At 32.8% G+C, this 23,343-nt stretch carries 24 protein-coding genes; 8 read left to right on the top strand and 16 right to left on the bottom strand.

The features are described from left to right. Positions 1–37 precede the first annotated feature (37 nt). Positions 38–877: a MurR/RpiR family transcriptional regulator gene (locus tag QZQ55_RS02375; RefSeq protein ID WP_289100659.1), complete on the top strand. Its 840-nt coding sequence runs from the start codon at positions 38–40 to the stop codon at positions 875–877. On the opposite strand, the gene QZQ55_RS02370 is transcribed toward QZQ55_RS02375, so the two are convergent. From QZQ55_RS02370 to QZQ55_RS02355, 4 genes are all read right to left on the bottom strand, one after another. Next, a complete protein-coding gene (locus QZQ55_RS02370) occupies positions 874–2,274 on the bottom strand; it encodes an ROK family protein (protein ID WP_295089445.1) in 1,401 nt (466 codons plus the stop codon). The genes QZQ55_RS02375 and QZQ55_RS02370 overlap by 4 nt on opposite strands. A 136-nt stretch (positions 2,275–2,410) precedes the next feature. Next, positions 2,411–3,769, bottom strand: coding sequence for a hypothetical protein (locus QZQ55_RS02365; RefSeq protein ID WP_295089443.1), 1,359 nt, complete (start codon positions 3,767–3,769; stop codon positions 2,411–2,413). An 11-nt stretch (positions 3,770–3,780) separates the two neighbouring features. Further along, positions 3,781–6,075: an ABC transporter permease gene (locus QZQ55_RS02360; RefSeq protein WP_295089441.1), complete on the bottom strand. Its 2,295-nt coding sequence runs from the start codon at positions 6,073–6,075 to the stop codon at positions 3,781–3,783. Between the two features lies 1 nt (position 6,076). After that, a complete protein-coding gene (locus QZQ55_RS02355) occupies positions 6,077–6,778 on the bottom strand; it encodes an ABC transporter ATP-binding protein (protein WP_295089439.1) in 702 nt (233 codons plus the stop codon). A 104-nt stretch (positions 6,779–6,882) separates the two neighbouring features. On the opposite strand from QZQ55_RS02355, the gene QZQ55_RS02350 reads away from it, so the two are divergent. Beyond that, the gene (locus QZQ55_RS02350; protein WP_295089437.1) at positions 6,883–7,512 is read left to right on the top strand and encodes a hypothetical protein; all 630 of its coding nucleotides are present in this window, start codon (positions 6,883–6,885) and stop codon (positions 7,510–7,512) included. On the opposite strand, the gene QZQ55_RS02345 is transcribed toward QZQ55_RS02350, so the two are convergent. Then, positions 7,492–7,872 (bottom strand): CoA-binding protein, encoded by a 381-nt coding sequence (locus tag QZQ55_RS02345; RefSeq protein WP_295089435.1) that lies wholly within the window; start codon positions 7,870–7,872, stop codon positions 7,492–7,494. The two genes, QZQ55_RS02350 and QZQ55_RS02345, sit on opposite strands and share 21 nt — an antisense overlap. Before the next feature lie 145 nt (positions 7,873–8,017). On the opposite strand from QZQ55_RS02345, the gene mnmG reads away from it, so the two are divergent. Genes mnmG through noc form a run of 3 tightly spaced genes read left to right on the top strand, consistent with a single transcriptional unit; the run spans position 8,018 to position 11,364 of the window. After that, complete coding sequence (mnmG, locus tag QZQ55_RS02340; RefSeq protein WP_295089433.1) at positions 8,018–9,877, top strand: tRNA uridine-5-carboxymethylaminomethyl(34) synthesis enzyme MnmG; 1,860 nt, start codon at positions 8,018–8,020, stop codon at positions 9,875–9,877. Position 9,878: 1 nt separating this feature from the next. Next, positions 9,879–10,583 carry a 16S rRNA (guanine(527)-N(7))-methyltransferase RsmG gene (gene rsmG / locus QZQ55_RS02335; protein ID WP_295089430.1) on the top strand — a complete coding sequence of 235 codons (705 nt, stop codon included), beginning with the start codon at positions 9,879–9,881 and terminating at the stop codon, positions 10,581–10,583. Continuing rightward, positions 10,555–11,364, top strand: coding sequence for a nucleoid occlusion protein (gene noc, locus QZQ55_RS02330; RefSeq protein ID WP_295089427.1), 810 nt, complete (start codon positions 10,555–10,557; stop codon positions 11,362–11,364). The genes rsmG and noc overlap by 29 nt, the downstream gene beginning before the upstream one ends. A gap of 3 nt (positions 11,365–11,367) precedes the next feature. Here the strand turns inward: noc and QZQ55_RS02325 are convergent, their stop codons facing one another. Then, positions 11,368–11,550, bottom strand: coding sequence for a hypothetical protein (locus QZQ55_RS02325; RefSeq protein ID WP_295089424.1), 183 nt, complete (start codon positions 11,548–11,550; stop codon positions 11,368–11,370). 357 nt (positions 11,551–11,907) lie between these two features. Then, a complete protein-coding gene (locus tag QZQ55_RS02320) occupies positions 11,908–12,942 on the bottom strand; it encodes a lactonase family protein (RefSeq protein ID WP_295089421.1) in 1,035 nt (344 codons plus the stop codon). Between the two features lie 127 nt (positions 12,943–13,069). On the opposite strand from QZQ55_RS02320, the gene QZQ55_RS02315 reads away from it, so the two are divergent. Together QZQ55_RS02315 and QZQ55_RS02310 are read left to right on the top strand one after the other, a co-directional pair. Next, the gene (locus QZQ55_RS02315; protein ID WP_006506908.1) at positions 13,070–13,561 is read left to right on the top strand and encodes an Lrp/AsnC family transcriptional regulator; all 492 of its coding nucleotides are present in this window, start codon (positions 13,070–13,072) and stop codon (positions 13,559–13,561) included. 1 nt (position 13,562) lies between these two features. Continuing rightward, positions 13,563–14,741 (top strand): aminotransferase class I/II-fold pyridoxal phosphate-dependent enzyme, encoded by a 1,179-nt coding sequence (locus QZQ55_RS02310; protein ID WP_295089418.1) that lies wholly within the window; start codon positions 13,563–13,565, stop codon positions 14,739–14,741. Here QZQ55_RS02310 and QZQ55_RS02305 read toward each other — a convergent pair. The 5 genes from QZQ55_RS02305 to QZQ55_RS02285 form a co-directional block, all read right to left on the bottom strand. Next, positions 14,738–15,367, bottom strand: a complete 630-nt coding sequence (locus QZQ55_RS02305; protein WP_295089415.1) for an epoxyqueuosine reductase QueH — start codon at positions 15,365–15,367, stop codon at positions 14,738–14,740. The two genes, QZQ55_RS02310 and QZQ55_RS02305, sit on opposite strands and share 4 nt — an antisense overlap. Continuing rightward, a complete protein-coding gene (queA, locus tag QZQ55_RS02300) occupies positions 15,367–16,392 on the bottom strand; it encodes a tRNA preQ1(34) S-adenosylmethionine ribosyltransferase-isomerase QueA (RefSeq protein WP_221710561.1) in 1,026 nt (341 codons plus the stop codon). The genes QZQ55_RS02305 and queA overlap by 1 nt, the downstream gene beginning before the upstream one ends. 4 nt (positions 16,393–16,396) lie before the next feature. Further along, the gene (gene tgt, locus QZQ55_RS02295; RefSeq protein WP_295089412.1) at positions 16,397–17,530 is read right to left on the bottom strand and encodes a tRNA guanosine(34) transglycosylase Tgt; all 1,134 of its coding nucleotides are present in this window, start codon (positions 17,528–17,530) and stop codon (positions 16,397–16,399) included. 294 nt (positions 17,531–17,824) lie between these two features. Continuing rightward, positions 17,825–18,409 carry a hypothetical protein gene (locus QZQ55_RS02290; protein WP_295089409.1) on the bottom strand — a complete coding sequence of 195 codons (585 nt, stop codon included), beginning with the start codon at positions 18,407–18,409 and terminating at the stop codon, positions 17,825–17,827. A gap of 28 nt (positions 18,410–18,437) precedes the next feature. Next, positions 18,438–18,701: a hypothetical protein gene (locus tag QZQ55_RS02285; RefSeq protein ID WP_295089406.1), complete on the bottom strand. Its 264-nt coding sequence runs from the start codon at positions 18,699–18,701 to the stop codon at positions 18,438–18,440. Between the two features lie 146 nt (positions 18,702–18,847). Here QZQ55_RS02285 and QZQ55_RS02280 point away from each other — a divergent pair, with 146 nt between their 5' ends. Then, positions 18,848–19,057: a hypothetical protein gene (locus tag QZQ55_RS02280; protein ID WP_295089404.1), complete on the top strand. Its 210-nt coding sequence runs from the start codon at positions 18,848–18,850 to the stop codon at positions 19,055–19,057. Positions 19,058–19,566: 509 nt separating this feature from the next. On the opposite strand, the gene QZQ55_RS02275 is transcribed toward QZQ55_RS02280, so the two are convergent. From QZQ55_RS02275 to QZQ55_RS02260, 4 genes are all read right to left on the bottom strand, one after another. After that, positions 19,567–20,517, bottom strand: coding sequence for a GTP-binding protein (locus tag QZQ55_RS02275; protein ID WP_295089401.1), 951 nt, complete (start codon positions 20,515–20,517; stop codon positions 19,567–19,569). A 3-nt stretch (positions 20,518–20,520) separates the two neighbouring features. Beyond that, positions 20,521–21,579: a GTP-binding protein gene (locus QZQ55_RS02270; RefSeq protein ID WP_295089399.1), complete on the bottom strand. Its 1,059-nt coding sequence runs from the start codon at positions 21,577–21,579 to the stop codon at positions 20,521–20,523. A 75-nt stretch (positions 21,580–21,654) separates the two neighbouring features. Further along, positions 21,655–22,458, bottom strand: a complete 804-nt coding sequence (locus QZQ55_RS02265) for an HAD family hydrolase (protein WP_295089397.1) — start codon at positions 22,456–22,458, stop codon at positions 21,655–21,657. 2 nt (positions 22,459–22,460) lie between these two features. Further along, entirely contained in the window at positions 22,461–23,309 is an 849-nt protein-coding gene (locus tag QZQ55_RS02260; RefSeq protein ID WP_295089394.1) for a MurR/RpiR family transcriptional regulator, read from the bottom strand. Positions 23,310–23,343: the final 34 nt, after the last annotated feature.

The raw sequence follows: 23,343 nt of genomic DNA, 5'->3' as shown, positions 1-23,343 counted from the left end.
AAAATAGGGTATAATGTAGTCTATCAGGAGGCTTTTTATGAACATTTATGATAAGCTCGAACAATTATCCCTTACAGAAAGTGAAAAAACACTTATAGATTATGTTATAGAACATTCAGAAGATATTATGAATATGTCTGCTGCAGATATTTCTAAGAATAGCTACGTATCTGTTTCTACTATTTATCGTATTATTGATAAACTAGAACTTTCAGGTTTACAGGCATTTAAATCCCATATTCATTTTGATCGTGAAAGATACCAGAAAGAACTTGTTTCAGTAGACTATAATTATCCTTTCAGGATCAATAACACAAACCATGAAATCATGACTAAAATGTTGAATCTCTATGATCAGACACTTCATTCTACATTAAACCTAGTGAATCTAGATGAATTTGGTAAAATTGTCCAGAAGATGTATGATGCAAATGTTATCGCATTATTTCCTTCTATAGGTAATTATTTTATGGCCGAATGTTTTAGACAGAATATGTTAGAAATAGGTAAGGATGTCATAGTAGAAAAACAGATCTTCTATCAAACAAAGGTGGCTGAAACATTAAAAAAAGGAGACCTCGCAATCGTGATCTCCTATGCCAATAGAACACCTCATGTAGAAGATTTCATTCGTGTGATGAATAAGAACCAGGTGACAACTGTTCTTATTTCTTCTACTAAAGAGAGTGAATTATCTAAACTTGTTGATTATCATCTCTATTTTGCATCGTATGAAGATTCAGAAGAAAAGATTGCATCTTTTTCTTCAAGAGCTTCATTACAGTTCTTATTAGACTGTTTATATGCATGTTATTTTAATAGAGACTATGAAAAGAATATAGACTATCGTATTGAACACTATATAGAACTTTCTTAGTTCTGTGTTGTACTTAATATCATAGTCCCAAGAAGAATATATTCCTGCATGTTATCTACTTTGGTAATAGGCGGAATATATTTTTTTGGTATAAGAGTAGCCATTTCTTCATATAGAGGAAGTATATGAGGAATAAAGTCACAATAAAGAACAAGTTCCTCAGGACTTAATAAACTAATAATAGAAACAAGAGTACGTGATACAACCTCAATGCAACCTTCAGGAGACATACTCAATGTTTTCTTATCTGTTGATAAATCAAGTGGAAGGAATTGTACTTCTCCTACAAGATTATGCATACCATGTAAAAGACAATTATCTACAATAATACCAGCACCACTTAGAGCATAAACTGGCTGGAATAAGAAAGCCAGTGAACTTACTTGATCCTGTGAAGAATAATAGCCGACTGCCGCTGCATTCACATCATTACATATACATACAGGAAGATGATAACGCTGGGTTAATACATCCTCTAAACACTCAGGTGTTTCCCATCCTTCAAGACTTGTAGAAGAAACATAACCATCATCAATAATACCTGGTGTTGCGATACCAATATAACGTATACGAGGATAATGAAGACGAGCAATATCAATAACATCATAAATATCCTGGATATTGATAGTAGGCTTGATAATTTCATTATCCAATAATATTTCTTGATTCTTATCATAGACACGATAAGCAATATGTACGGACTGTTTATTACGGAATAAAGAAAGAGCTAATGTCTTATGCTTAATCTCTACATTTAACATAACAGGTAAGGGAATCTTATGATCAGATTGGTTCTTTTTCATCTCTAATGATTCTTTTACAAGTGTAAAGATTGCTTTTACATCATATTTTGCAAATACTTCAGGTGGTACATTTAAGACAATCTTATCTTTAAGAATATCACATGCTTTAGCATGTAAATAAGAAATCTGTGGTGCTAAGAGAACCACATCATAATCCTGTGCTACATAGTATAAATTATTATAACCACTTGCCTCTGTCACAAAAGGAAGACTCATTAACTTAGAAGCTTCATTCATCTTCATCGCAAAATAACTGGTTGTTAAACCACCACTACAACAAAGAAGAATCTTAATAGTTGGAGCCTCTCCCATATGTTTCATGTAATGTGTTAATTCTTTAAAAAGCTTGATGGCATGATTCAATGTTTTCATCTGGAAATGTAGATAATATTCAGTATCACCAGATTGTGTATTAGTTGCTTTAAACTCTATGATATTCATTGGATTAAAGACAATTTCAATGTCTGCATGCTTATTATAATAATGAATAACGCTATGATCCTCATTCTCATGAACTTCATAATCAGGAATCTCCTGTAGTAGAATCCATTTTTCAAATATAATTGTATAAATATCACTTAAGAAATCATCCATGAATATCACCTCCATGTTTATATTTTAACATACTCCTAATCTTTAAATACAGTAACTCTTCAAAGATGAAAAATATATATCATATAAACTAAATTAAAGGTGATAGAAATGAAAAGAACCTTGCGAATGCAAGGTTCTAGATATCCATCTCAAAGATGAATTTAGTATTTGTGATATTGTTTCCTGATAGACCACTATAATGGTCTTTTTCTTTTAACTTCTTAATTGTAGTCATATCAGTGATCTTTTGAATACCTTCTTGATCAAATAGACTCATTCCTTCAGATAAGCTTTTTGCGCCAGTTATAAGTGTCTGGTATTGTTGAGAAAGTTTATTTCCTGCCTGACTCAACTCTGACAAGCTAGAAGATAATGTCTCTAATTGTTTTGATACAGGACTTTGAGAAAGCAATTGTGAGAGTTGTTCTAGACTCTTCTTATTCTGCGCTAAGCTTTCTTGAACACCTTCACTGATTGCTTTATTCACTGCAATACGCTGTTCATCTGTAAGATTAATACTATTAATCTTAGATTGAATCAATTCTGTAGGATTCTTCATGGAAGATATTAAGTTTTTAATAAGTGCCTGTGTAGAAGCATCATATTGTTTAGAGCCTTTTAATAATGCATTGGCTCCATCACTTACACGAGATACACTAGACATATAAGTATTAAGGTATTGTCCATACGTTGTACATCCTGCCAATAATTGAGCTGAACCTTCTACTAACTTCTGTGATGATTGATTTAATTGATCCGTTGTCTTTGTGAGTTCACTTAAGTCTAAATCTTTAAAGATACCCTCAGTAAATACAGTACTCATATAGTCACATTGGAAATTCTTGATCTTCATAGTCACTTCCATGGAATCCTTAAATGGTGCATAACCTGGACATCCCAATCCAACAATTGCTTGATAATCATCCATCAATATACTCTTCCCATTCTTTACTTCAATATCACTCACTGTTTCTTGAGGAAGAAGCATAATAGTAGTCGCCACAAAAGGTGTTTCAGTACTATTCTTATACTTAAATACAGCTTTTAATGTCCCTGTTTTACCATTGATATCTGTCACTTTCTGTCCATCCAAATAATAAGTGACATCTACACCAACAGGAAGAGATGTATCTAAAGTACCTGTATATTGAATATTATTCTTGTTATTCTCTATCAACAATGAATGATTATTTAAAGTAATATTCTCATCACCCTTATTGCTGATATTTTTTAATACAGTTGTATCTTTAATAAGATCACCTTCACTTATAGAAGGAATAGTCACTTCCGCTTTTGTGCTTTTTATCTCTCCGAGTGTATTTGTCTTTACAGTAATTGTTTCACTCTTATTCACTGCTTCTTTTACATCATGTCCATTAGTTGTAAGTACAACAGGTGTTTCATCTACAATTGTCTTTGTTTCTTTTTTCTTTGTTTGTGTTGTACATCCTGCAAGCATGATACAACATAGTATCGCTATTAACTTCTTATTCATATTAGTGTCTCCTACTCTATATTCTTCAATGCATCCTGCATTGGGATCTTTTTAATCTTTCTATACTCAATCAACATCACTATAAAATAGCTGATAAAACCAATAATAATTGTTTTTAAGAAAGTAAGTGCACTCACATTTAAAGGCATCCATCCAGCCATCTCTTTCTTCATCATTGCCTCAAATATTGGCTTTAATATCGCATAATCTAATGGCACAGTGATAAGAATAAACAGAGATACAATAATAGATGTCGACACAATATAAATAGAACTTACTTCATGATTGGTATAACCAAGAATCTTAGTCATAGAAATAGACTGCGCATTCTTTTCAATGATTGTTTTTGTAAGAAGATAAATAAGCACAATAAACATGATGACAGCCATTCCACAAAGTAAATAAGCCATACCTCCCATTGATACATTCAATTGTCGAGATACTTTACTTAGTGAATCATAATCAATAGTTGTACCTATATACTTTTCATTCATATCGGTAATAGGATTCTTTGAGAAATAACCTGAAAAATAATCATCATCTAAATCAAATAACTGATTCATTTTTTTCTGATTCATGAATATCGCAATCGCACCTGGATAGTTATATTCACCACTGACCTTTAATGTATACTTCTTATTTGTATACTCTGTCTTTAAGTGAATGATATCACCTTTATGAATCTGATATTTATCTGCATAAGCACTTGATACATAAACACCATCATTAATAGAAATATAACGACTATTCTTCTTTACACCATATACAGTTACAGTATCTAAGGTATTGTCTTCCATCTTTAAGTTATAAGCACTAAATTTCTCAGCTGTCTTTTCTTCTGTTTCTATTCCCTTTGTGAAAGTATAAGCTTCTATCATATTAGAAAAGCTCTTTTCACTAGACTGCAAGCTTGCTGGTACTTTAAGAATATATTGATAATCCGCAAACATATTCTGTTTAATATTGGTTCCATATGAATTAATAATATCTGGCATTGCAAGTCCAAATAACAAAATCATATTCGCAAACATTAAACCGATAAACATCACAATATAATGAGCTTTATTTTGAAGAATAATACGTGTTCTAAAACGTGTAATAAAAGGAATACGTGTGGACAAAGGCATGACATGGGACTGTTTATGTCTCTTTAAATCTCTTCTTAAGAACTTAAGAGGAGATAAAGAAAACTGTCTATTTAATATAAAGAGATTAATAATAAACATGAGTATGACAGGTATAATTGTTGTCTGAATAAAAGCACTTGTACTCCATACTGTTTGATAAGTCGTTAAACTATAACTGGCATAATATAAATTCGCCATAGTTACTCTAAAATAGGTATAACCTAGAATATTACCTATCAAGGCACTCATAAGTGTCACAATAATAGGAAGTGTCATATAATGACTGATCAATTCTTTCTTTGTATAACCAGATGCCAGTAATGTCCCAATCACATTAGATTCTTTCTGGATTGTATTGGTCATAGTCACCGCAAATACAAATGCGATAATCACAATCATGATATATAAGAGAAGTCTGACCATCACGCCATCACTACCCATATCATCACCAGTAAAATGAATGGCCTGATTCTCATATTGAGGAATATATTCTTCTAGATGTACTTCTTTATTCAATAACTTTAAGAATGATTCAGATTTCTTTTCTTCATTCTTTGGTTTATTTGTATAAAGCCATGAATAGCTATAAGTCATATGTGCTGTATCCCATTGATTAAATAAAGAAGGTTGCACAACAGCCACACCAAATTTGATGGCATCAAACATCGTATCACTATTATTCTCAAATAATGCAGAATAATCAGGTAAAGCCACTAAACCACAGATCTTTAATGAATGATTTTTACTTTTAATCGTATCCCCGATAGATAACTTGTTATTGACGGCATACATGCGATCTATCGCAATTTCTTTATCATTTTGAGGAAGTCTTCCTTTCATCACACATACTTTATTTACACTTTGAGGTGTCGCAAAGATACGTAATTTATTTCCATTGATCAATGTTTCTTCTACATAAGAATGATCATAGAGATGTACACCGGCTTTAGAAATATTAATCAAAGACTGATTATTTAGTTTTTTGTCTACATTAAAGTGACCATCTTCAATCGTATACTTCTCAAAACTTTCATTATAAGCTTTGATCATACTCTCATCCGCCACAATAAAACCAGATACAAGACCAATCATACCTGTCATCAATAAGAAGATGACAAGATACTTACTCCAATCTTCTTTTAATTCACGTATAAAACGTTTATTTAATGGATTCTTCATATTACCAATCCACCTCATTGACTCGTTTGCGATCTGTATTGATATAGTCTTCTTTAATTCTTCCATCATGTAATACAAAGATATGATTCGCAATATATTTTATAGCTTCATTGTGTGTCACCATGATGATTGTATTTCCAAATTTCTCATTAATATCACAGATTAACTGTAATATATCCTGTGATGTACGATAATCTAGCGCACCAGTCGGTTCATCACAAAGAAGAATATCTGGATTCTTTATAACTGCACGTCCAATCGCAGTACGCTGTTGTTGTCCACCAGATAATTGATTAGGTAATTTGTTCTGATGTTCATATAAACCAAGTGTATGTAATAAATCATCAATATCCAAAGGCTTCTTACTTAAATAAGCACCTACTTCAATATTCTCTCTCACTGTTAAGTTAGGAATTAAATTATACATCTGGAATATATAACCTAAATGATCACGTCTATATTGACTTAATTCCTTCTCTTTCATTGTCTTTAAACGATGTTTATTAATAATAAGTTCTCCCTCATCTAAACTATCAATACCCCCAATAATATTAAGTAGTGTAGATTTACCAGAACCTGAAGGACCAAGTAATACGCAGAATTCCCTTTGATTAATAGTCATATCAATCCCTTTTAATACATCTATATGACTCTCTCCCTGTCCAAAAGATTTCTTTAAATTTTTGATCTCTAAAAAGTTCATAACATCTCCTCCTATGTTAGTGTTATCTAACCATATTATACTCTTAGGGTTAGTTCGTGCAAACTAAAAAATATGATATAATGAATAAAAAATGAGGTACATATATGAATTATACAGAAGAAGAATTATGCACATTAGTAGAAGAACTACCAGATATCTCATATAACTTACAGATGCCTGTGACTTCTATTAATCTATTAGGCTTAACACCAGATTTATTTGATGAAGAAGTCTATGAAATATTAAAGGATTACTTTACTGAACAGAAATACAATGTACTTACAACGTTCTTATATCATGATACATCCCTTGATATGGCCGGTTATGCAGATGTGAATATTGTAGTATCAGTGAAAGGATTAAAGATTGCAGAATTATTAAAAGAGAAGTATGGCACACCTTATGTTGTAGGATTCCCTTATGGGAAGTTCTCTTCTTATTTCTTTATGGCTGTTGAACAGGCATTGGAAACTGGCATAGATCAGATTCCTTATCAGAACTTCTTTAGATTACAGACAGACAAAATGATTCAATTACAGGGTGATCCTGTAATCATGAGTTCTATTGGTTTTTCTCTATCCCAACAATATGATCTTGGCTATCAAGTCATCTCAGATAGAAAGGAAACATTAGGTACAGTAGATCTTAAAGAGACTAAAAAAGATGATATCCAAGTCGATATCACCTTCCCATTACATGAATCTATATTTGATTTAACTATTCATGACCTGTAATACACAATTCTCGATTGTTTCTATTCCCTGATCATGAAAAGCATGAAGTAAATCTTCATCGTAAGTGCCTGGCTGCATCCAGGCATACTTAATACCAAGTTCTCTCATCTCTCTTATATAAGTCATACCAATTGTCTTATTAACGACAAAAACAACAACATCTACAGGATACTCTATATCCATCAGAGATGTATACATCTTGTCATTGTCTATTGTGTCATACTTAGGAGATATACCATACACATGTTTCCCTGCACTCTTTAAGCACTGATAAATTTGATAACTGTACTTTTTAGGATCAGGACTCATCCCAATGACACAATAATTATTATAGATCTTTAAAATATCTCTTTCTTTCATCGTTCATCACCGTTTTTATTATATCATACCACCAACATTTTTGATTGAATTTTACACCATAATAATGCATTTGTGGTATAATGACAAACGCGAATTGATGTGTTAATATAGACACGTATTAAATAAGAAAGGAAGGTCGTTTATAGTGTACGATATTATAGTTGTAGGTGCTGGCCATGCAGGTATTGAAGCATGTCTTGCTGGTGCAAGAACAGGAAATAAAACATTACTTATTACAAGCAACTTCTCTAATGCAGGAAGCATGCCTTGTAATACATCCATCGGAGGACCTGCAAAGGGCATTATTGTAAGAGAAATAGATGCACTTGGGGGACAGATGGGTAAAACTACAGATGCGACTTACCTTCAGATGAAGATGTTGAATACTGCGAAAGGTCCAGGTGTTCAGTCTCTTCGTGCACAGGCAGATAAGAAAGCTTATCCACGCTATATGCAGAAAGTATTAAAGGAACAGGAAAATCTTGATATTGTAGAAGCCATGGTAGAGGATTTGATTGTAGAAGGTGATGAGTGTAAGGGTGTTATTCTTGCAGATGGGACACGTTATGAATCTCATACGACAATTCTTACTACAGGAACTTATTTAAAGGCTGAAATCCTTGTTGGTCATTCTAAGACTCCTAGTGGACCAGACAAACAGAAGGAAAGCTTATATTTATCAAGTAAGTTAAAGGATTATGGATTTAGAATCCAGAGATTGAAGACAGGTACACCACCTCGTGTAGAAATTAATTCTATTGATTATTCAAAAACAACAGTACAGCCTGGTACAGATGCGAAACTTTCATTCTCATATGAAACAACCCATTTCACACCAGTAGAAGATCAGACTGTATGTTACTTAACATATACAACAGAAGAAACACATAAGCTGATTAGAGATAATCTAGATAAGTGTGCGATGTTCTCAGGGCTTATTAAAGGTATTGGACCACGTTACTGCCCTTCTATTGAAGATAAGGTTGTTAAGTTTGCAGATAAGGAAAGACATCAGATCTTCTTAGAACCAGAATCTAAGGAAATGAATACCATTTATGTACAGGGATTCTCTACATCTATGCCTCATGATATTCAGGAAAAAATGGTGCATTCATTACCAGGTCTTGAAAACTGTACTATTTTAAAATATGCCTATGCGATTGAATATGATGCGATTGATCCATTACAGTTATGGCCTAGTCTAGAAACAAAGGTCTTAAAGAATCTCTTTACTGCAGGTCAGATCAATGGGACTTCAGGTTATGAAGAAGCAGCAGGACAGGGACTTATTGCAGGTATTAATGCCTCTAAGAAAGTAAAAGGTGATAAACCTTTAATCTTGAAACGTGATGAAGCTTATATTGGTGTATTGATTGATGACTTAGTGACTAAAGGTACTAAAGAACCATATCGTATGTTAACAAGTCGTGCTGAATATAGATTATTATTAAGACATGATAATGCGGATGAAAGATTAAGAAAATATGGCCATGATGCAGGTCTTGTAAATGATGAAGTCTATTCACTTTATCTAGATAAAATGAATCGTATCCATGCTGAAATAGAACGTCTAGATACCATTCATTTCTCACCTAAGAGTGAAATCAATGACCTCTTAGAAGAGAAGGGTTCAACACGTTTAAAAGAAGGTGTAACTGCCCGTGCCATTCTTCAAAGACCAGAATTAGTCTATGAAGACTTATTACCTTATATTGAACATGTTGATTTAACTGAAGAAGAAATGAGAAGAGTTACTATTCTTATTAAATATAAGGGATATATTGAAAAAACATTAAGACAAGTAGAAAAAGTAAAGAATATGGAAGAAAAGCAGATTCCTGCTGACTTAGACTATGATGATGTATTAAACTTATCATTAGAAGCAAGACAGAAACTAAAGAAGGTCAGACCTGTAACTATTGGTCAGGCAACACGTATTTCTGGTATTAATCCTGCAGATATTTCTGTTTTACTTATTCACTTAAAAACACAATACGGAGATTAATATGACACAACAAGAATTTATTGTGAGCTTAGAAGAAAAAGGCATTGTGCTTTCAGAGAAACAGATTGAACAGTTTGAAAAGTATTATGAAATACTTGTAGAATGGAATGAGAAGATGAACTTAACCGCTATTACAGATCGTGAAGGTGTTTATTTAAAACACTTCTATGATTCTCTTACAATTGCGTTTGATTTCCCATTCTCTAATCAAACAATCTGTGATGTAGGTGCAGGTGCTGGATTCCCTTCAGTTCCACTTAAAATCGTTTATCCAGAATTAAATGTCACTATTGTAGATTCTTTGAATAAGAGAATTACATTCTTGAATCATTTATTTAAAGAATTAGAATTAGATCATATTCAAGCAGTTGCATCACGTGCTGAAGATTTCTGTAAAGATCATCGTGAATCATTTGATATTGTCATGGCACGTGCAGTTGCAAGATTAAATATCTTAGATGAACTTTGTCTCCCATTAGTGAAGAAAGATGGTTATTTCCTTTCATTAAAAGGACTCAAAGCCCCTGAAGAATTAAAAGAAGCGAAGGGAGGCATAAAGGTACTTGGAGGAGAAGTGATGGATGATTTTACTTTTACTTTAAGTGATCAGAATGATCATCGTCATAACATCGTGATCAAGAAAGTGAAATCAACACCTGCAAAGTACCCAAGAAACTATGGACAAATTAAGAAGAAGCCTTTATAGAAAGAAAAAGAACGTTATTAAAGATGCTTATTGTTTCTTAGATATCAATGATATTGTTGCGAATAAGGAACAGCCAAGAACTCATTTTGAAGATGAGAAGATCCAGGAACTCGCTGAATCTATTATGCAGAATGGTCTTTTACAGCCTATTGTAGTCAGAGAATATGAAGGTAAATATCAGATTGTTGTAGGAGAAAGAAGATACCGTGCTTGTAAACTAGCAGGTATTACAGAAGTGCCATGTATCATTCAGGAACTCGATGACAATCAGACAGCTAACGCGGCATTAGTAGAAAATATTCAAAGAGAAAATCTTTCAGCAATAGAAGAAGCCTTAGCTTACCAGCAGATTCTAGATACACAGGGTTTAACACAAGCTCAGTTAGCTGAAAAAGTAGGTAAAAAACAGTCTACAGTAGCCAATAAACTTAGACTCTTAAAACTTCCTATGACAGTACAGGAATCAGTTAAGAAAAAAGAAATCTCTGAAAGACATGCCCGTGCTTTATTAAAACTAGAAGATACAGCACAACAAAATAATATGTTGAAGGAGATTCTTGAACATAACTTGACTGTCGATGAAACAGAAAAAAGAATTGCGAAACTATTAGCACCTAAAAAAGAAAAACCACGTGTACGTACATTCTCTAAAAGTGTTAAAATCGCCCTCAATACAATCAATCAGGCAGTGAAGATGGTCACTGATGCTGGAACTGATGTAGAAGAAAATATCGATGAAACAGATGATGAAGTCATCATCACCATAAAAGTAAAGAAGTAGATCCTAATTAGTAGGACCTACTTCTTTTTTAAGCCTTTCTGGAATTCTATTATGGAATACAATGTCCATGACTTCATCATAAGTGAATTCATAACATTCATTTGTCTCAGTTACATGTATTCTTAATACATCACCTCTCTCTGCTTCTCTTAAGAATAAATATAAATTTCTCATCAATTCTTCCATAGGGAACCTCCTATATATTTATTCTCAAGAAACTTTTAAATTACTTAATATTGAATCAATTATGTATATCATATTGTTTTTTTGATGAGTTATATATAGTTAAAATGAAAGATATATTCAGGTATATTGAAAGTAGGAACTATGAAGAAAGCACTTATTATAATGTGAGAAGTTGTTGCATCATTTTTTGTTGCAATCTATGTAGGTTTACCATTAACTGGTTTTGTGACAAAATGGATATGCTGTTGTGACAAAGAAGTAGAAGTTTTCACTATTTTCCTGATCATCCTATTTGGAATCTTGATCTTGAATAAGATCGATAAAGAATTTTAAGTACAAAAAAAGATTGAGCTAAGCTCAATCTTCAACACATACGCATACAGGTGCAGGAATTTCCAATTCAGAATCTGTCATCAGTAGCTTTTCATTCTCTTCATCAAAAGTTAGAACTTGTAACTTATTATCTTCCTGAGCCCCTACAATAACATACTTATCATCAATAATATTGAAGTCTCTTGGTTCTTTACCTGTATGTACCATATAAAGTAAAGAAATCTTACCATTCTCTTTATTGACTCTATATAACGCAATAGAATTATGACCTCTATTAGATACAAGTAGATGTTCTCCACTTCTTGTAAGATGAATGGCTGCAGCTGCATTAAATCCCTTGAAATGACGTGGAATACAATGAATAGCCTGAACTAAACTCATACGACCCTCATTATACTTAAAGACCATGATCTTATTCGCAATCTCATTAATGAGATAACCATAACGCCCATCTTGTGAGAAAATCAAATGTCTAGGACCAGAACCAGGTACAACATTTACTGTATAATCTGTATTCTCTTTAAGAACACCATCTTTATAATTGTACATCACAATCTTATCAGCACCTAAATCTACAGCATATAAGAAACGTCTGTCAGGTGTAAAACCAACATTATGTACATGAGGTGCAGTCTGTCTCTTTAATAAATCAGGACCCATACCAGTATGTCTCACAGCCCCAATCTTATGATCAATACGATAATTTTCTAGCTTATAAGCAGCTGTTGCACCAACATGATAGTTTGCAGCAAAGATATACTTATTATCATCAGAAATACATAAATGTGTATAACTTCTACCAGAAGAAGAATAATTGTTATTAAGAATCAATTCATTCTTATGAATACTAAAACTTCCTAATCCTCCACCTTCATTATTAGATCTCGCATTCTTATAAGATACATAAAGTTCTTTATTCTTCGCAATCAGATATGATGGAAAATCCTGAGTTAATATCTGTTGTATTTTTTTTAATTCCAATGTTTCTTCATTAAAAGAAACGATATAGATTCCTTTATCGTCACCTTTACCGTAGCTTGCAACATAAAACGTTTTCATAGAACACCTCCATATGAAAATATTTTATCACAATTATTCTCTATTTACTAATGAGTTTCAATATTATAAAATAATTGTAAAATAGTCAAAGGAGGACAAAAGGTTGGATAATAAGGAACTTTTATCTATGAGTGATGGTCTTTTAATTCAATTATTACAGAAAAATGCAAGATATAAGGTTTCTGACCTAGCCGCCGCGCTAGCAGAATCTAAAGACAGCATTGTAGAAAGATTAAATAGACTAGAAAAAGAGAAGATTATTTGTGGTTACCATACTATTGTCAACTGGGACAAGACAAATACTGAACTTGTGACTGCGATGATTGAGATTAATGCTATTCCTGAAAGAGAATATGGTTATGATCGTATTGCATCACACATTTATAAGTACGAAGAAATTGAAACAATGTATTTATTATCTGGTGATTATGATTTTATGTGCATTGTAAAGGGTCGTACTATGCAGGAAGTCGCGCACTTTGTTGCATCTAAATTGGCATGTATTCCTGGTGTTACAGGAACAAAAACAACATTTGTGTTAAAGCCATATAAGACAGATGGACATGTCCTAGTAGATGATGAAGATGGTAAAAATACGCGACTGGTGGTGACTCCATAAAATGGATTATGAGAAGAAATTAAGTACTGCAGCACAAACTATTAAACCAAGTGGTATTCGTAAGTTCTTTGATCTTGCGAACCAGATGGAAGGTGTTATTTCATTAGGTGTAGGGGAACCTGATTTTGCGACACCTTGGAAGATTAGAGAAGCTGCAATCTATTCAATTGAAAAAGGACGTACTTTCTATACAGCCAATAGAGGTTTATTAGAATTACGTCAGGAAATTAGTAATTATTATTATCGTCGTTTTGGTGTACATTATGATCCTGAAAAGGAAATCATTGTGACTGTAGGTGGTTCAGAAGGTATCGATATCGCAGTAAGAGCCTTAATGAATCCAGGTGATGAAATGATTATCTTAGACCCAGGATATGTTGCTTATGAACCAAGTGTTATTCTTTCAGGAGGAGTACCTGTAAGAATTCATCTAGAAGAAAAAGATGAATTCAAGTTAACACCTGAAAAGCTTAAAGCAGCTATTACACCAAAGACAAAGGTTATGTTGATCAATTTCCCTTCAAACCCAACTGGTGGGGCAATGACAAGAGAAGACTATGAAAAACTAGTACCTATTATTAAAGAATCAGGTATTATCGTTATATCAGATGAAATCTATGCAGAATTAAGTTATGAAGAACCATTCTGCACATTAGCTTCATTCCCAGAAATCAGAGATCAGATTGTTGTCATCAATGGTTTCTCTAAGGCTTATGCTATGACTGGATGGAGACTTGGTTATGTCCTTGCAAACCCAGTACTCTCTAAGGCAATGTGTAAGATTCATCAGTATATTATCATGTCAGCACCTACTGGTGCACAATATGGTGCATTAGATGGACTTAGACATTGTGACAAAGAAGTAGAAGAAATGAGAGCTTCTTATCTCTCACGTAGAAACTTCCTTGTAAAAACATTTAATGATATGGGACTTCATACATTTAACCCAATGGGAGCTTTCTATGTATTCCCATGTATCCGTTCTACAGGACTTACATCTGAAGAATTCTGTGAACAATTATTAAATGATCAGAAGGTAGCCTGTGTACCAGGTAATGCCTTTGGTGATGCAGGAGAAGGATTTATCCGTGTCTCTTATGCATACTCATTAGAAGAATTAAAAATAGCGACCGAGAAGATTAAACTATTCTTAGATAACTTAAAAAACAGATCTCATTAGAGGTCTGTTTTTTCTCTTTCAAGCATCTCCTGATAGCTATAAACACAGCCACAGTAATTTTGTCTATACATATGATATTCATCACTCATACGTGTTGATTTTAAATAACCATTATCCTTCTTAAAATCACTATGAAGGAATTTTGGTGTTTCTAGATCTAAATCATCACCAATCTCATTGATCCATTGGCTATTCTTATGAGGAGAAACAGACAACACAGTTGTCCAATAATCAAAACCATGCATTCTAGCATAATCTCTTGCTTTCTCCATTCTTACTTTATAACACACATAACAGCGGTAGCCCTTTTCCCCAGTATCCTTATATGGCGCAATATGCGTCAAATATTCTTCAGGATCATAGGTATCTTCTACCACTTGTACATTCTGGTTCTCTAACTCATTGAACTCTTTCACAAATCTTTCTAATTCAGATTCACGACGATGATACTCATCAGCAGGGTAGATATTACTATTTGTATAATAAATAGTAATATCAAAGTACTGACATAACTCCTTAATTACATTAGAAGAACAAGGACCACAGCATGCATGAAGCAATAACTTTGGACGTCCTTCTAAATGTTTAAGAGTCTCCAACATCACTAAGCGATAATTCTGTTTCATTAGTGAATAAACATTGCATCACCAAATGAGAAGAAACGATACTTCTCATTTACTGCAATCTTATAGGCATTTAAGATATGTTCTCTACCTGCAAGAGCACTTACAAGCATCACTAATGTAGACTTAGGAAGATGGAAGTTTGTGATCAATGCATCAATACCAGTAAATGTATAACCAGGATAAATAAAGATATTGGTATTTTCATGAGTTGCTTTGAAACATCCATATTTAGAATGGTTGGCTTCTAGTGTACGACAAGAAGTAGTACCCACCGCAATAATACGTCTACCTTCTTTTTTAGCCTGATTTAATTTTTCAGCTACTTCTTCACTGATTTCATAATATTCACTATGCATATGATGTTCTAATACATTTTCTACCTTAACAGGTCTAAATGTACCTAAACCAACATGTAAAGTCACATCTAGGATTTCAACCCCTTTTTCTCTTACTTTCTGAAGTAATTCTTCAGTAAAATGTAAGCCTGCAGTAGGGGCAGCTGCACTACCTTCTACCTTTGCATAGACTGTCTGATAACGATCAGGGTCATTTAACTTTTCTTTAATATATGGTGGTAAAGGCATAATACCTAACTGATCAAGAATTTCATAGAAAATTCCATCATAAATCATCTTGAAGATACGAATACCTTCTTCTCTGATTTCAGTACATTGAGCCTTTAAACGCCCATCACCAAAAGTGATCACAGTACCAAGCTTTACAATCTTCGCATTACCTACTAAACATTCCCATAAATCATCATGAAGATCTTTTAATAAAAGAACTTCTACATGTCCACCAGTTTCTTCCTTAAGACCATAAAGACGTGCTGGAATAACCTTTGTATTATTTCTTACAAGCACATCACCAGGCTTTAGATAATCGAGAATATCATAGAAATGTTTATGTTCAACATCTCCTGTTTCTTTATCTAGAACCATTAAACGTGAAGTATCACGTTTCTTTAATGGTGTCTGTGCAATTAATTCTTCTGGAAGATCATAATCAAATAATTCAATATCCATAAAACTAAAACGCCCTTTCATAAACATCACGACCATACTGATCTAAGAATTCTTCCTTAAAATCAGCTAAACGGTCTTCTTGAATTGCTTTTCTAATATCTGCTGCAAGATCTAATAAGAATGCAACATTGTGAATAGATAATAAAGACTTACCAAAGATTTCATCACACTTGTGAAGATGTCTTAAATAAGCTCTTGTATAATTTCTACATGCATAACAATGACACTTATCATCAATAGGAGTAAAGTCACGTTTGTACTTTTCATTATTGATATTCATACGTCCGTGATGTGTCATAAGTGCACCATGTCTTGCGACACGTGTAGGAAGTACACAGTCAAACATATCAATACCTCTCATAGCACCTTCAATTAAATCAATAGGATTACCTACACCCATTAAATATCTAGGCTTATCTTCAGGTAACCACTTAACACTATCTTCAATCATTTTATACATGATTGGTTTAGGTTCGCCTACAGAAGTACCACCAATAGAATAACCAGGGAAATCCATATCAACTAAAGTCTTAGCACTTAGTTCACGTAAATCCGCAAACTCACCACCCTGGACAATACCAAATAAAGCCTGGTCTTCTCTCTTATGCGCGTCCTGACCTCTCTTAGCCCATCTTAATGTTCTTTCTACAGAGTTCTTCATATAATCATGAGTACATGGATAAGGTGCACATTCATCAAAACTCATAATAATATCAGCCCCTAGATCTTCCTGAATTGCGATAGACTTTTCAGGAGATAAGAATAACTTAGAACCATCCACAATACTCTTGAAGGTAACACCCTCTTCTTCAATCTTACGTGTCTTACCTAATGAGAATACCTGGAATCCTCCAGAGTCTGTAAGAATAGGCCCATCATAGTTCATGAACTGATGAAGCCCTCCTGCATCTCTTACAATATCACTTCCTGGTCTTAACCATAAATGATAAGTATTCGCAAGTACAACCTGAGAGCCCATTTCTTTAAGCTGTTCAGGAGAAATACCTTTTACTGTTGCCAGTGTTCCTACAGGCATGAACATAGGTGTTTCTACATCACCATGTGGTGTATGAAGAATCCCATATCTTGCGCCTGTCTGTTTACATACGTGTTTACATTCATACCAAAAATTTTTCATTTTATTACCTCGATAACCTTGGATATTATACGAAAAAATACGCATTAAATCAATAAAAAAGGGGAAAGCTCCCCTTTCTTAAGAATATTATTTGTGTTTTAGGTCATCCAGTTTTTTAAGGATTAGAAGACCAAAGATAATAATCAGTCCAATAATCACTAAGCCATAGGATCTAATGTTTGTATCATAAGGTGATATAATATACACTATTTGTTCGACACAAACTAAAGCAAAAAGTCGAGTTTGTCAACAATCTGAGACTGACAAAAAGTCAGTCTTAATATCTGTATATAATTAGATATAAGATCTTTGAGGATATACTTTTTTCCATTCAAAATCGCCATTTTTAGTAATATTAAAACTTATACCAATATTTGCGCCAGAACCACTTACACCAATACTTAAACCTGAAACATTAAATCTGTCATAAAAATGAACATAGGCTGCTCCATAATCCATTAGAGTATTTTTGCCATCAGCATCAGCGGTATATGTCATAGTGAATCTTTTAAAAATTCTTGCGTTCGCATCACATATTCCGAATTTGTAGGTTTGACCTGCTGATGAATTGTATTCTCCATAAGTATTACGCACTACAGAACCATCATACTGTGTAATCGCATTTGAAGAACTTTTTTTAACAAATCTGGATAAAGAACCTATCATACCAATTCCGATAGTATCTTGCTGTTTAAATAATGGTGTCCCTGTCCAACTGCCACTAAATGTTGCTGATGCATGTGTTCTATTATCTGAAGCAGTGTAATTAAATTTTTTTAATTTTAAGGTAGCAGATACAGTAGCTGATGCACGAGTAGCCATTTCATCACTTCCATCAAAATTTTTTATTGCATATATTTGTTCATCATTAAATGTCATTTCAGCTAACTCGTTAACAGAAAGTTATTCATAATTTATAAATATAATCATGATATTCTTTTCTTTTCTCTAGTATTTTAGTTACTTCCGGCGAATTGATTCTTGCACCTTTTGAATATGATTTTTCTAAAGAATTTACAATGGCACCATATTCACTTGTTTCATAATGTTGTTCCTTTACTGCTACAGTATTTAATAAATCTTCATCTTCTAATGCTGAAACTGGGGACATTGGAATTACAAACATGCACACAAATAATGATAATAAGATTTTAATAGATTTAGCTTTCATAAAATTCCCTCCATTCTTTTTAAATCTATTTTCTTACTTACATTTTACATTAATAACTATAGTATAAAAAGTCTATAATTTTCTATATTAATATATTATAATAAAATTATCGGTACTAAATATTTTTAACGGGAGGAAATAGTACAATGAAAAATAAAATGATTATCAAAATTATTGTCTCAATTCTTTTATCTTATCTAATGGTTTTTATTATTAATTCATTGCTTAGTAATACTTATTTGGCTCAACCAGAACTTAATCATGTTATTGTCCTTGATTATATTCTTGCTTGTTGCATTGTTATTATTGCGCTTATTATCATATTTGGTTTTTTAATCTTAAATAAGCATAAGTAATTCTAGAATTTAACTTATGTATTAAATGAAATCGCTCTTTTTAAGTAAAATGCTGCTTTAGATGATAATATTACGCAGTAAAAATATCACAATGATACTCATGATATGCTTCCTTAAGTAAAATAGGCAATGGTATTAAGATAAAGAAAACTAATACCTTCGTGTCATTAAGAAAGGGTGTTTGCTATAAAATGGCAGACACCTTTTCTATTACCGCTAAAAATCATTTGAAAACAACATGGTTTATGAGCTGCTCCTAAAGAACTATTACATAGTTCTAAAAAATACATTCCTAAAACAATAGTGCATAATAAATTATGTTAGGACGCTCTCTAATTTAGAGGCTTACGTGATTGATTTTTTATGACGCATTTAAATGATTTTTATGGTCTTTTGGGAATAGAATTAATGACTTTAGTTAAATACATGGAATGTGTGAAGTAGTACTATTTACTATACGTAATATCTAGTTTTATAATACGAAAAAAATCCAGGAAAATTATCCTGGATTAATCAAATGTGACATATTCGTTATCTAAAGGTTTAGCCCCTTCAATATGATCTACATCAAGAACACAGATATTCGCATTCATAGATGGATCATATTCAACATGTGTATGACCTTCTAATAGAAGCCATTCATTAGGTATGAATTTAGACGCATATTCACTTACACAAAGCATACCAATTAATGAAGTATCCTGTTCACAGCATACCATTGCATAACGACCAAGAATAAAACCATTAGGAATCACTTTATCACGACCTATGAATTTACCTTTGATCTTGATTGTCTTTTGATCATAACGTTCTGGATGTTCCATCGCATCATAACAGAAGATACCAAAATCATGATCAGCAACTTCTAAATGATCCTGTGTATAATCATATGGTAATTCATCATCCTGCATAGTATTTACAGAACCATCTTTATTTTCATAGATGATCTGACATACAGGATTCATTGCCTTGATGTTGTTTCTTAAAGTAGACTTCTTCATACCATCTTCAATACGGTTAAAGATGACTAAGTCACTCTTAGCACAATGTTGGAATAAGAGTGCACGCATGTTATTCACATAAAGCTGGAAAGTAGAGGCATTGATAGTAGTTAGAATCTGTACAACATCCCAGTTTTCAGGGAATGGTGATTCTACAAATTGATCTACATTCCACATACCATTAAATTCTACAAGAACCTGTGTAGGACGATATTTCTCCTTTAAATCCTTAAAGAAGTCGGCAGTCAAGTCTTCCTCATTCTCTACATAAACGATTTCACAGTTATGTTCCTTAATCGCTGCTTCATTATATTCTACTTCACCTTCTTCTGTCACAATAAGCACAGATGTCTCATAATCACAGAAGTCAGTATTAATAATAGTATCGTTGATAAATGTTGTTTTACCACTTTCTAAAAAGCCAGTAAATAGATAAATTCTTGTTTCTAAATTATCCATACATTAACCTTTCATTAAATCATAGATTTTATGTGCATCAAGCTTTTCACCAATCACACACATTCTTCCACCAACATCTGGTGTACATTCACGGATTTCATAATCACCACTTACAAAGTCAAACTCAAACCACTTACCATCAGTACCCTTCACAATACCCTTAGAACGAAGAATATGACCTAAAGATTCATCAGTACTTAAAGTCTTTAACTTATCATCAAGTTCTTCTTTAGTAAATGGATGGGCTGTTTCAATACCAATACTATTGAATACTTCATCTGCATCATGCATATCTTCTTCATCATAGTATAATGTGCTGTCTCCATCATGGTGATGATGTTCATGATCGTGATGATGACCACATTCACATTCATGGTCATGATCATGGTGATGATGATGTTCATGATGATGTCCATGAACACTTTCCTGATGTTCCTTTTCAGCCGCAATCAATGCCTTTTCTAAAGCATCCTTATGATTACTTGCTTCAAGAATCATTTCACCTGTAATCTGATCCCATGGAGTAGTAACAACTGGTGCATGAGGATTTAATTCTCTAATAATATCTAAACATTCCGCAATCTTTTCTTCAGACACATCCTGTGAACGGCTTAAGATTACACAGCTTGCTGCACCAATTTGGTTATTAAAGAACTCACCAAAGTTCTTATGATACATCTTACATTTCTTTGCATCTACTACAGTAAAGAAACGATCAAGTGTTAAATCAGCACCATGTACCTTCTGCACAGCCGCAATAATATCAGATAACTTACCAACACCTGTTGGTTCAATAATAATACGATCAGGATGATATGTATCTACAACTTCCTTTAAAGCTGTTTCAAAATCACCTGCAAGTGAACAACAAATACAACCCTGACTCAATTCATTGACAGTAATACCTGCATCACGCATAAAACCACCATCAATTCCAATTTCACCAAACTCATTTTCAATGAGTACTAACTTTTCATCTTTTAAAGATTCATTTAATAATTTTTTAATAAGTGTTGTTTTACCAGCACCTAAGAATCCAGAAATAATATCAACTTTTGCCATTTTATTGACTCCTTTCTTAACCATCTCACATTATATCATTTTTCTTAAAAAACGCTCAAAAAATGATAAAAAAGCTTATACAAACTTTTCAATAAACAATCCTATTCCATTAGAATCTCTATCTTTTGTGATATAGTCAGCTGCATCTTTCGCGTGAATAGAACCATTTTCCATCACAACACCAATACCTGCTTCTTTCAACATATCTATATCATTATCTTCATCACCAAAAGCCATACATTGAGATAAAGAAATATTATGAAGAGCTAAAGCTTCTTTTAAACCATTAGACTTAGACACATGAGGATCCATATATTCATATAAGAAACTAGTAGTCACTAAGGCAGACGCTTTATATTCTTTATTTTTAAATGATTTGGAACGTTCCACAATCTGTGGCATATAGCTTGGATCACAAATAATCATTAATTTACGATAAGGACGTGTTAAGAACGTATCAAAATCAACAACTCTATATTCAATCCCATCACCCTCAGCCATATCTCTAATATAGTCGTCATCCTTAGGTGCATATAGAATACCCTCATGACAGATTGTAAAGTTACAATCCATATCTTTGTAATGATTTATGATTTCTTTAATTAATTCAGGACTTAAAGTATGATTCTCTTGATATATATTAAGAATATAATCATCAATCTCAGAACCTCCAGAACCCACTACAAAATCAATACATCCTTCAATACCCCATGATTTTATATGATTTCTTACACTATCTGCATCTCTACCTGTACATATTCCAAATAATATTCCTTTACTTCTTGCTTTCTTAATAGATGAAACAGTTCTTTCATCTACAACCTGTTTACTAGTTAGTAATGTTCCATCGACATCACATACAATAGCACGTATATCCATATCTATTCCCCCGTCATTTTCTTATAGTACTCTGTCTTCTTTTCAATATTCTCTTCATAATGTCTCTTGAAATATGCTGTATAAAGAATATCTAATATAAATAATAGACTTAATCTTGTACTATAGGAAGATATTTTCTTATAGTGATTCTCCTTTGAACTTAAGAACAATTGATAATCACAATACTTGAATTCAGGATGATATTCAGTAGAAGAAATCAGTATAGTAGGGACATGATTCTTATGTAAAATAGAAGGAATCTTTTCTGATAACATCCCACGTCCATTAAAGGTAATGACTATTGCAAGGTGAGAAGAATCACTTGATGCAGCAAGTAATTGTGATTGATATTCTTCTGAAGGGACATTAACCTGTTTTCCTATCTCCAACATCTGAAAACTAAAATTCTTCGCAAAGAATAAATGACCTGCCGAAGTATAAATATCAATCTGTTGAGAAGAATCCATTAACTGCACAATACCCTGTAATGTATCTAAATCAAAGAGGTGACTTGTTTCTAGTATTGTTTGATTATAGTCTTCTTTTAATAATTCAATCATTTCATGATGTGTTTGATATTTCTTGATTGGATAATCAAAATCAAATGTCTCATCTATCTTTCTATATTCAGGTAATGAAGATGATAGTTTTACTTTTAAATCAGATAATCCTGATGTGTCGCATTTAGTTGCTAAGCGATATATAGAAGTCACAGAAACAAAACATGCTTCACTTATTTCCTGGGCAGACATATGAATTACTTTCTCAGGATTCTCTAGAATATATTCCGCAATAATCTTTTCACTTGATGTAAAGTCTGTCTTTGTTTGTAGTAGTGTATAGATGTTCATAGAAAACCTCCTAAAATATTTATAATATTTCTAT

It is taken from the genome of uncultured Catenibacterium sp. (genome assembly GCF_900540665.1).
Classification (GTDB): domain Bacteria; phylum Bacillota_I; class Bacilli_A; order Erysipelotrichales; family Coprobacillaceae; genus Catenibacterium.
Note: the sequence above shows the minus strand (reverse complement) of the source record. Positions and strands in the feature narration are given on the sequence as shown.

Coding starts and splice junctions, on each gene's coding strand:
- QZQ55_RS02270 (WP_295089399.1), bottom strand. CDS start 21,579: ATGGCAAAAGTTGATATTATTTCTGGATTCTTAGGTGCTGGTAAAACA.
- queA (WP_221710561.1), bottom strand. CDS start 16,392: ATGGATATTGAATTATTTGATTATGATCTTCCAGAAGAATTAATTGCA.
- QZQ55_RS02360 (WP_295089441.1), bottom strand. CDS start 6,075: ATGAAGAATCCATTAAATAAACGTTTTATACGTGAATTAAAAGAAGAT.
- QZQ55_RS02350 (WP_295089437.1), top strand. CDS start 6,883: ATGAATTATACAGAAGAAGAATTATGCACATTAGTAGAAGAACTACCA.
- QZQ55_RS02280 (WP_295089404.1), top strand. CDS start 18,848: ATGAAAAATAAAATGATTATCAAAATTATTGTCTCAATTCTTTTATCT.
- QZQ55_RS02345 (WP_295089435.1), bottom strand. CDS start 7,872: ATGAAAGAAAGAGATATTTTAAAGATCTATAATAATTATTGTGTCATT.
- tgt (WP_295089412.1), bottom strand. CDS start 17,530: ATGAAAAATTTTTGGTATGAATGTAAACACGTATGTAAACAGACAGGC.
- QZQ55_RS02325 (WP_295089424.1), bottom strand. CDS start 11,550: ATGGAAGAATTGATGAGAAATTTATATTTATTCTTAAGAGAAGCAGAG.
- QZQ55_RS02285 (WP_295089406.1), bottom strand. CDS start 18,701: ATGAAAGCTAAATCTATTAAAATCTTATTATCATTATTTGTGTGCATG.
- QZQ55_RS02305 (WP_295089415.1), bottom strand. CDS start 15,367: ATGAAACAGAATTATCGCTTAGTGATGTTGGAGACTCTTAAACATTTA.
- QZQ55_RS02310 (WP_295089418.1), top strand. CDS start 13,563: ATGGATTATGAGAAGAAATTAAGTACTGCAGCACAAACTATTAAACCA.
- QZQ55_RS02355 (WP_295089439.1), bottom strand. CDS start 6,778: ATGAACTTTTTAGAGATCAAAAATTTAAAGAAATCTTTTGGACAGGGA.
- QZQ55_RS02315 (WP_006506908.1), top strand. CDS start 13,070: ATGAGTGATGGTCTTTTAATTCAATTATTACAGAAAAATGCAAGATAT.
- QZQ55_RS02365 (WP_295089443.1), bottom strand. CDS start 3,769: ATGAATAAGAAGTTAATAGCGATACTATGTTGTATCATGCTTGCAGGA.
- QZQ55_RS02375 (WP_289100659.1), top strand. CDS start 38: ATGAACATTTATGATAAGCTCGAACAATTATCCCTTACAGAAAGTGAA.
- rsmG (WP_295089430.1), top strand. CDS start 9,879: ATGACACAACAAGAATTTATTGTGAGCTTAGAAGAAAAAGGCATTGTG.
- QZQ55_RS02260 (WP_295089394.1), bottom strand. CDS start 23,309: ATGAACATCTATACACTACTACAAACAAAGACAGACTTTACATCAAGT.
- QZQ55_RS02290 (WP_295089409.1), bottom strand. CDS start 18,409: ATGACATTTAATGATGAACAAATATATGCAATAAAAAATTTTGATGGA.
- noc (WP_295089427.1), top strand. CDS start 10,555: ATGGACAAATTAAGAAGAAGCCTTTATAGAAAGAAAAAGAACGTTATT.
- QZQ55_RS02320 (WP_295089421.1), bottom strand. CDS start 12,942: ATGAAAACGTTTTATGTTGCAAGCTACGGTAAAGGTGACGATAAAGGA.
- QZQ55_RS02265 (WP_295089397.1), bottom strand. CDS start 22,458: ATGGATATACGTGCTATTGTATGTGATGTCGATGGAACATTACTAACT.
- QZQ55_RS02275 (WP_295089401.1), bottom strand. CDS start 20,517: ATGGATAATTTAGAAACAAGAATTTATCTATTTACTGGCTTTTTAGAA.
- QZQ55_RS02370 (WP_295089445.1), bottom strand. CDS start 2,274: ATGGATGATTTCTTAAGTGATATTTATACAATTATATTTGAAAAATGG.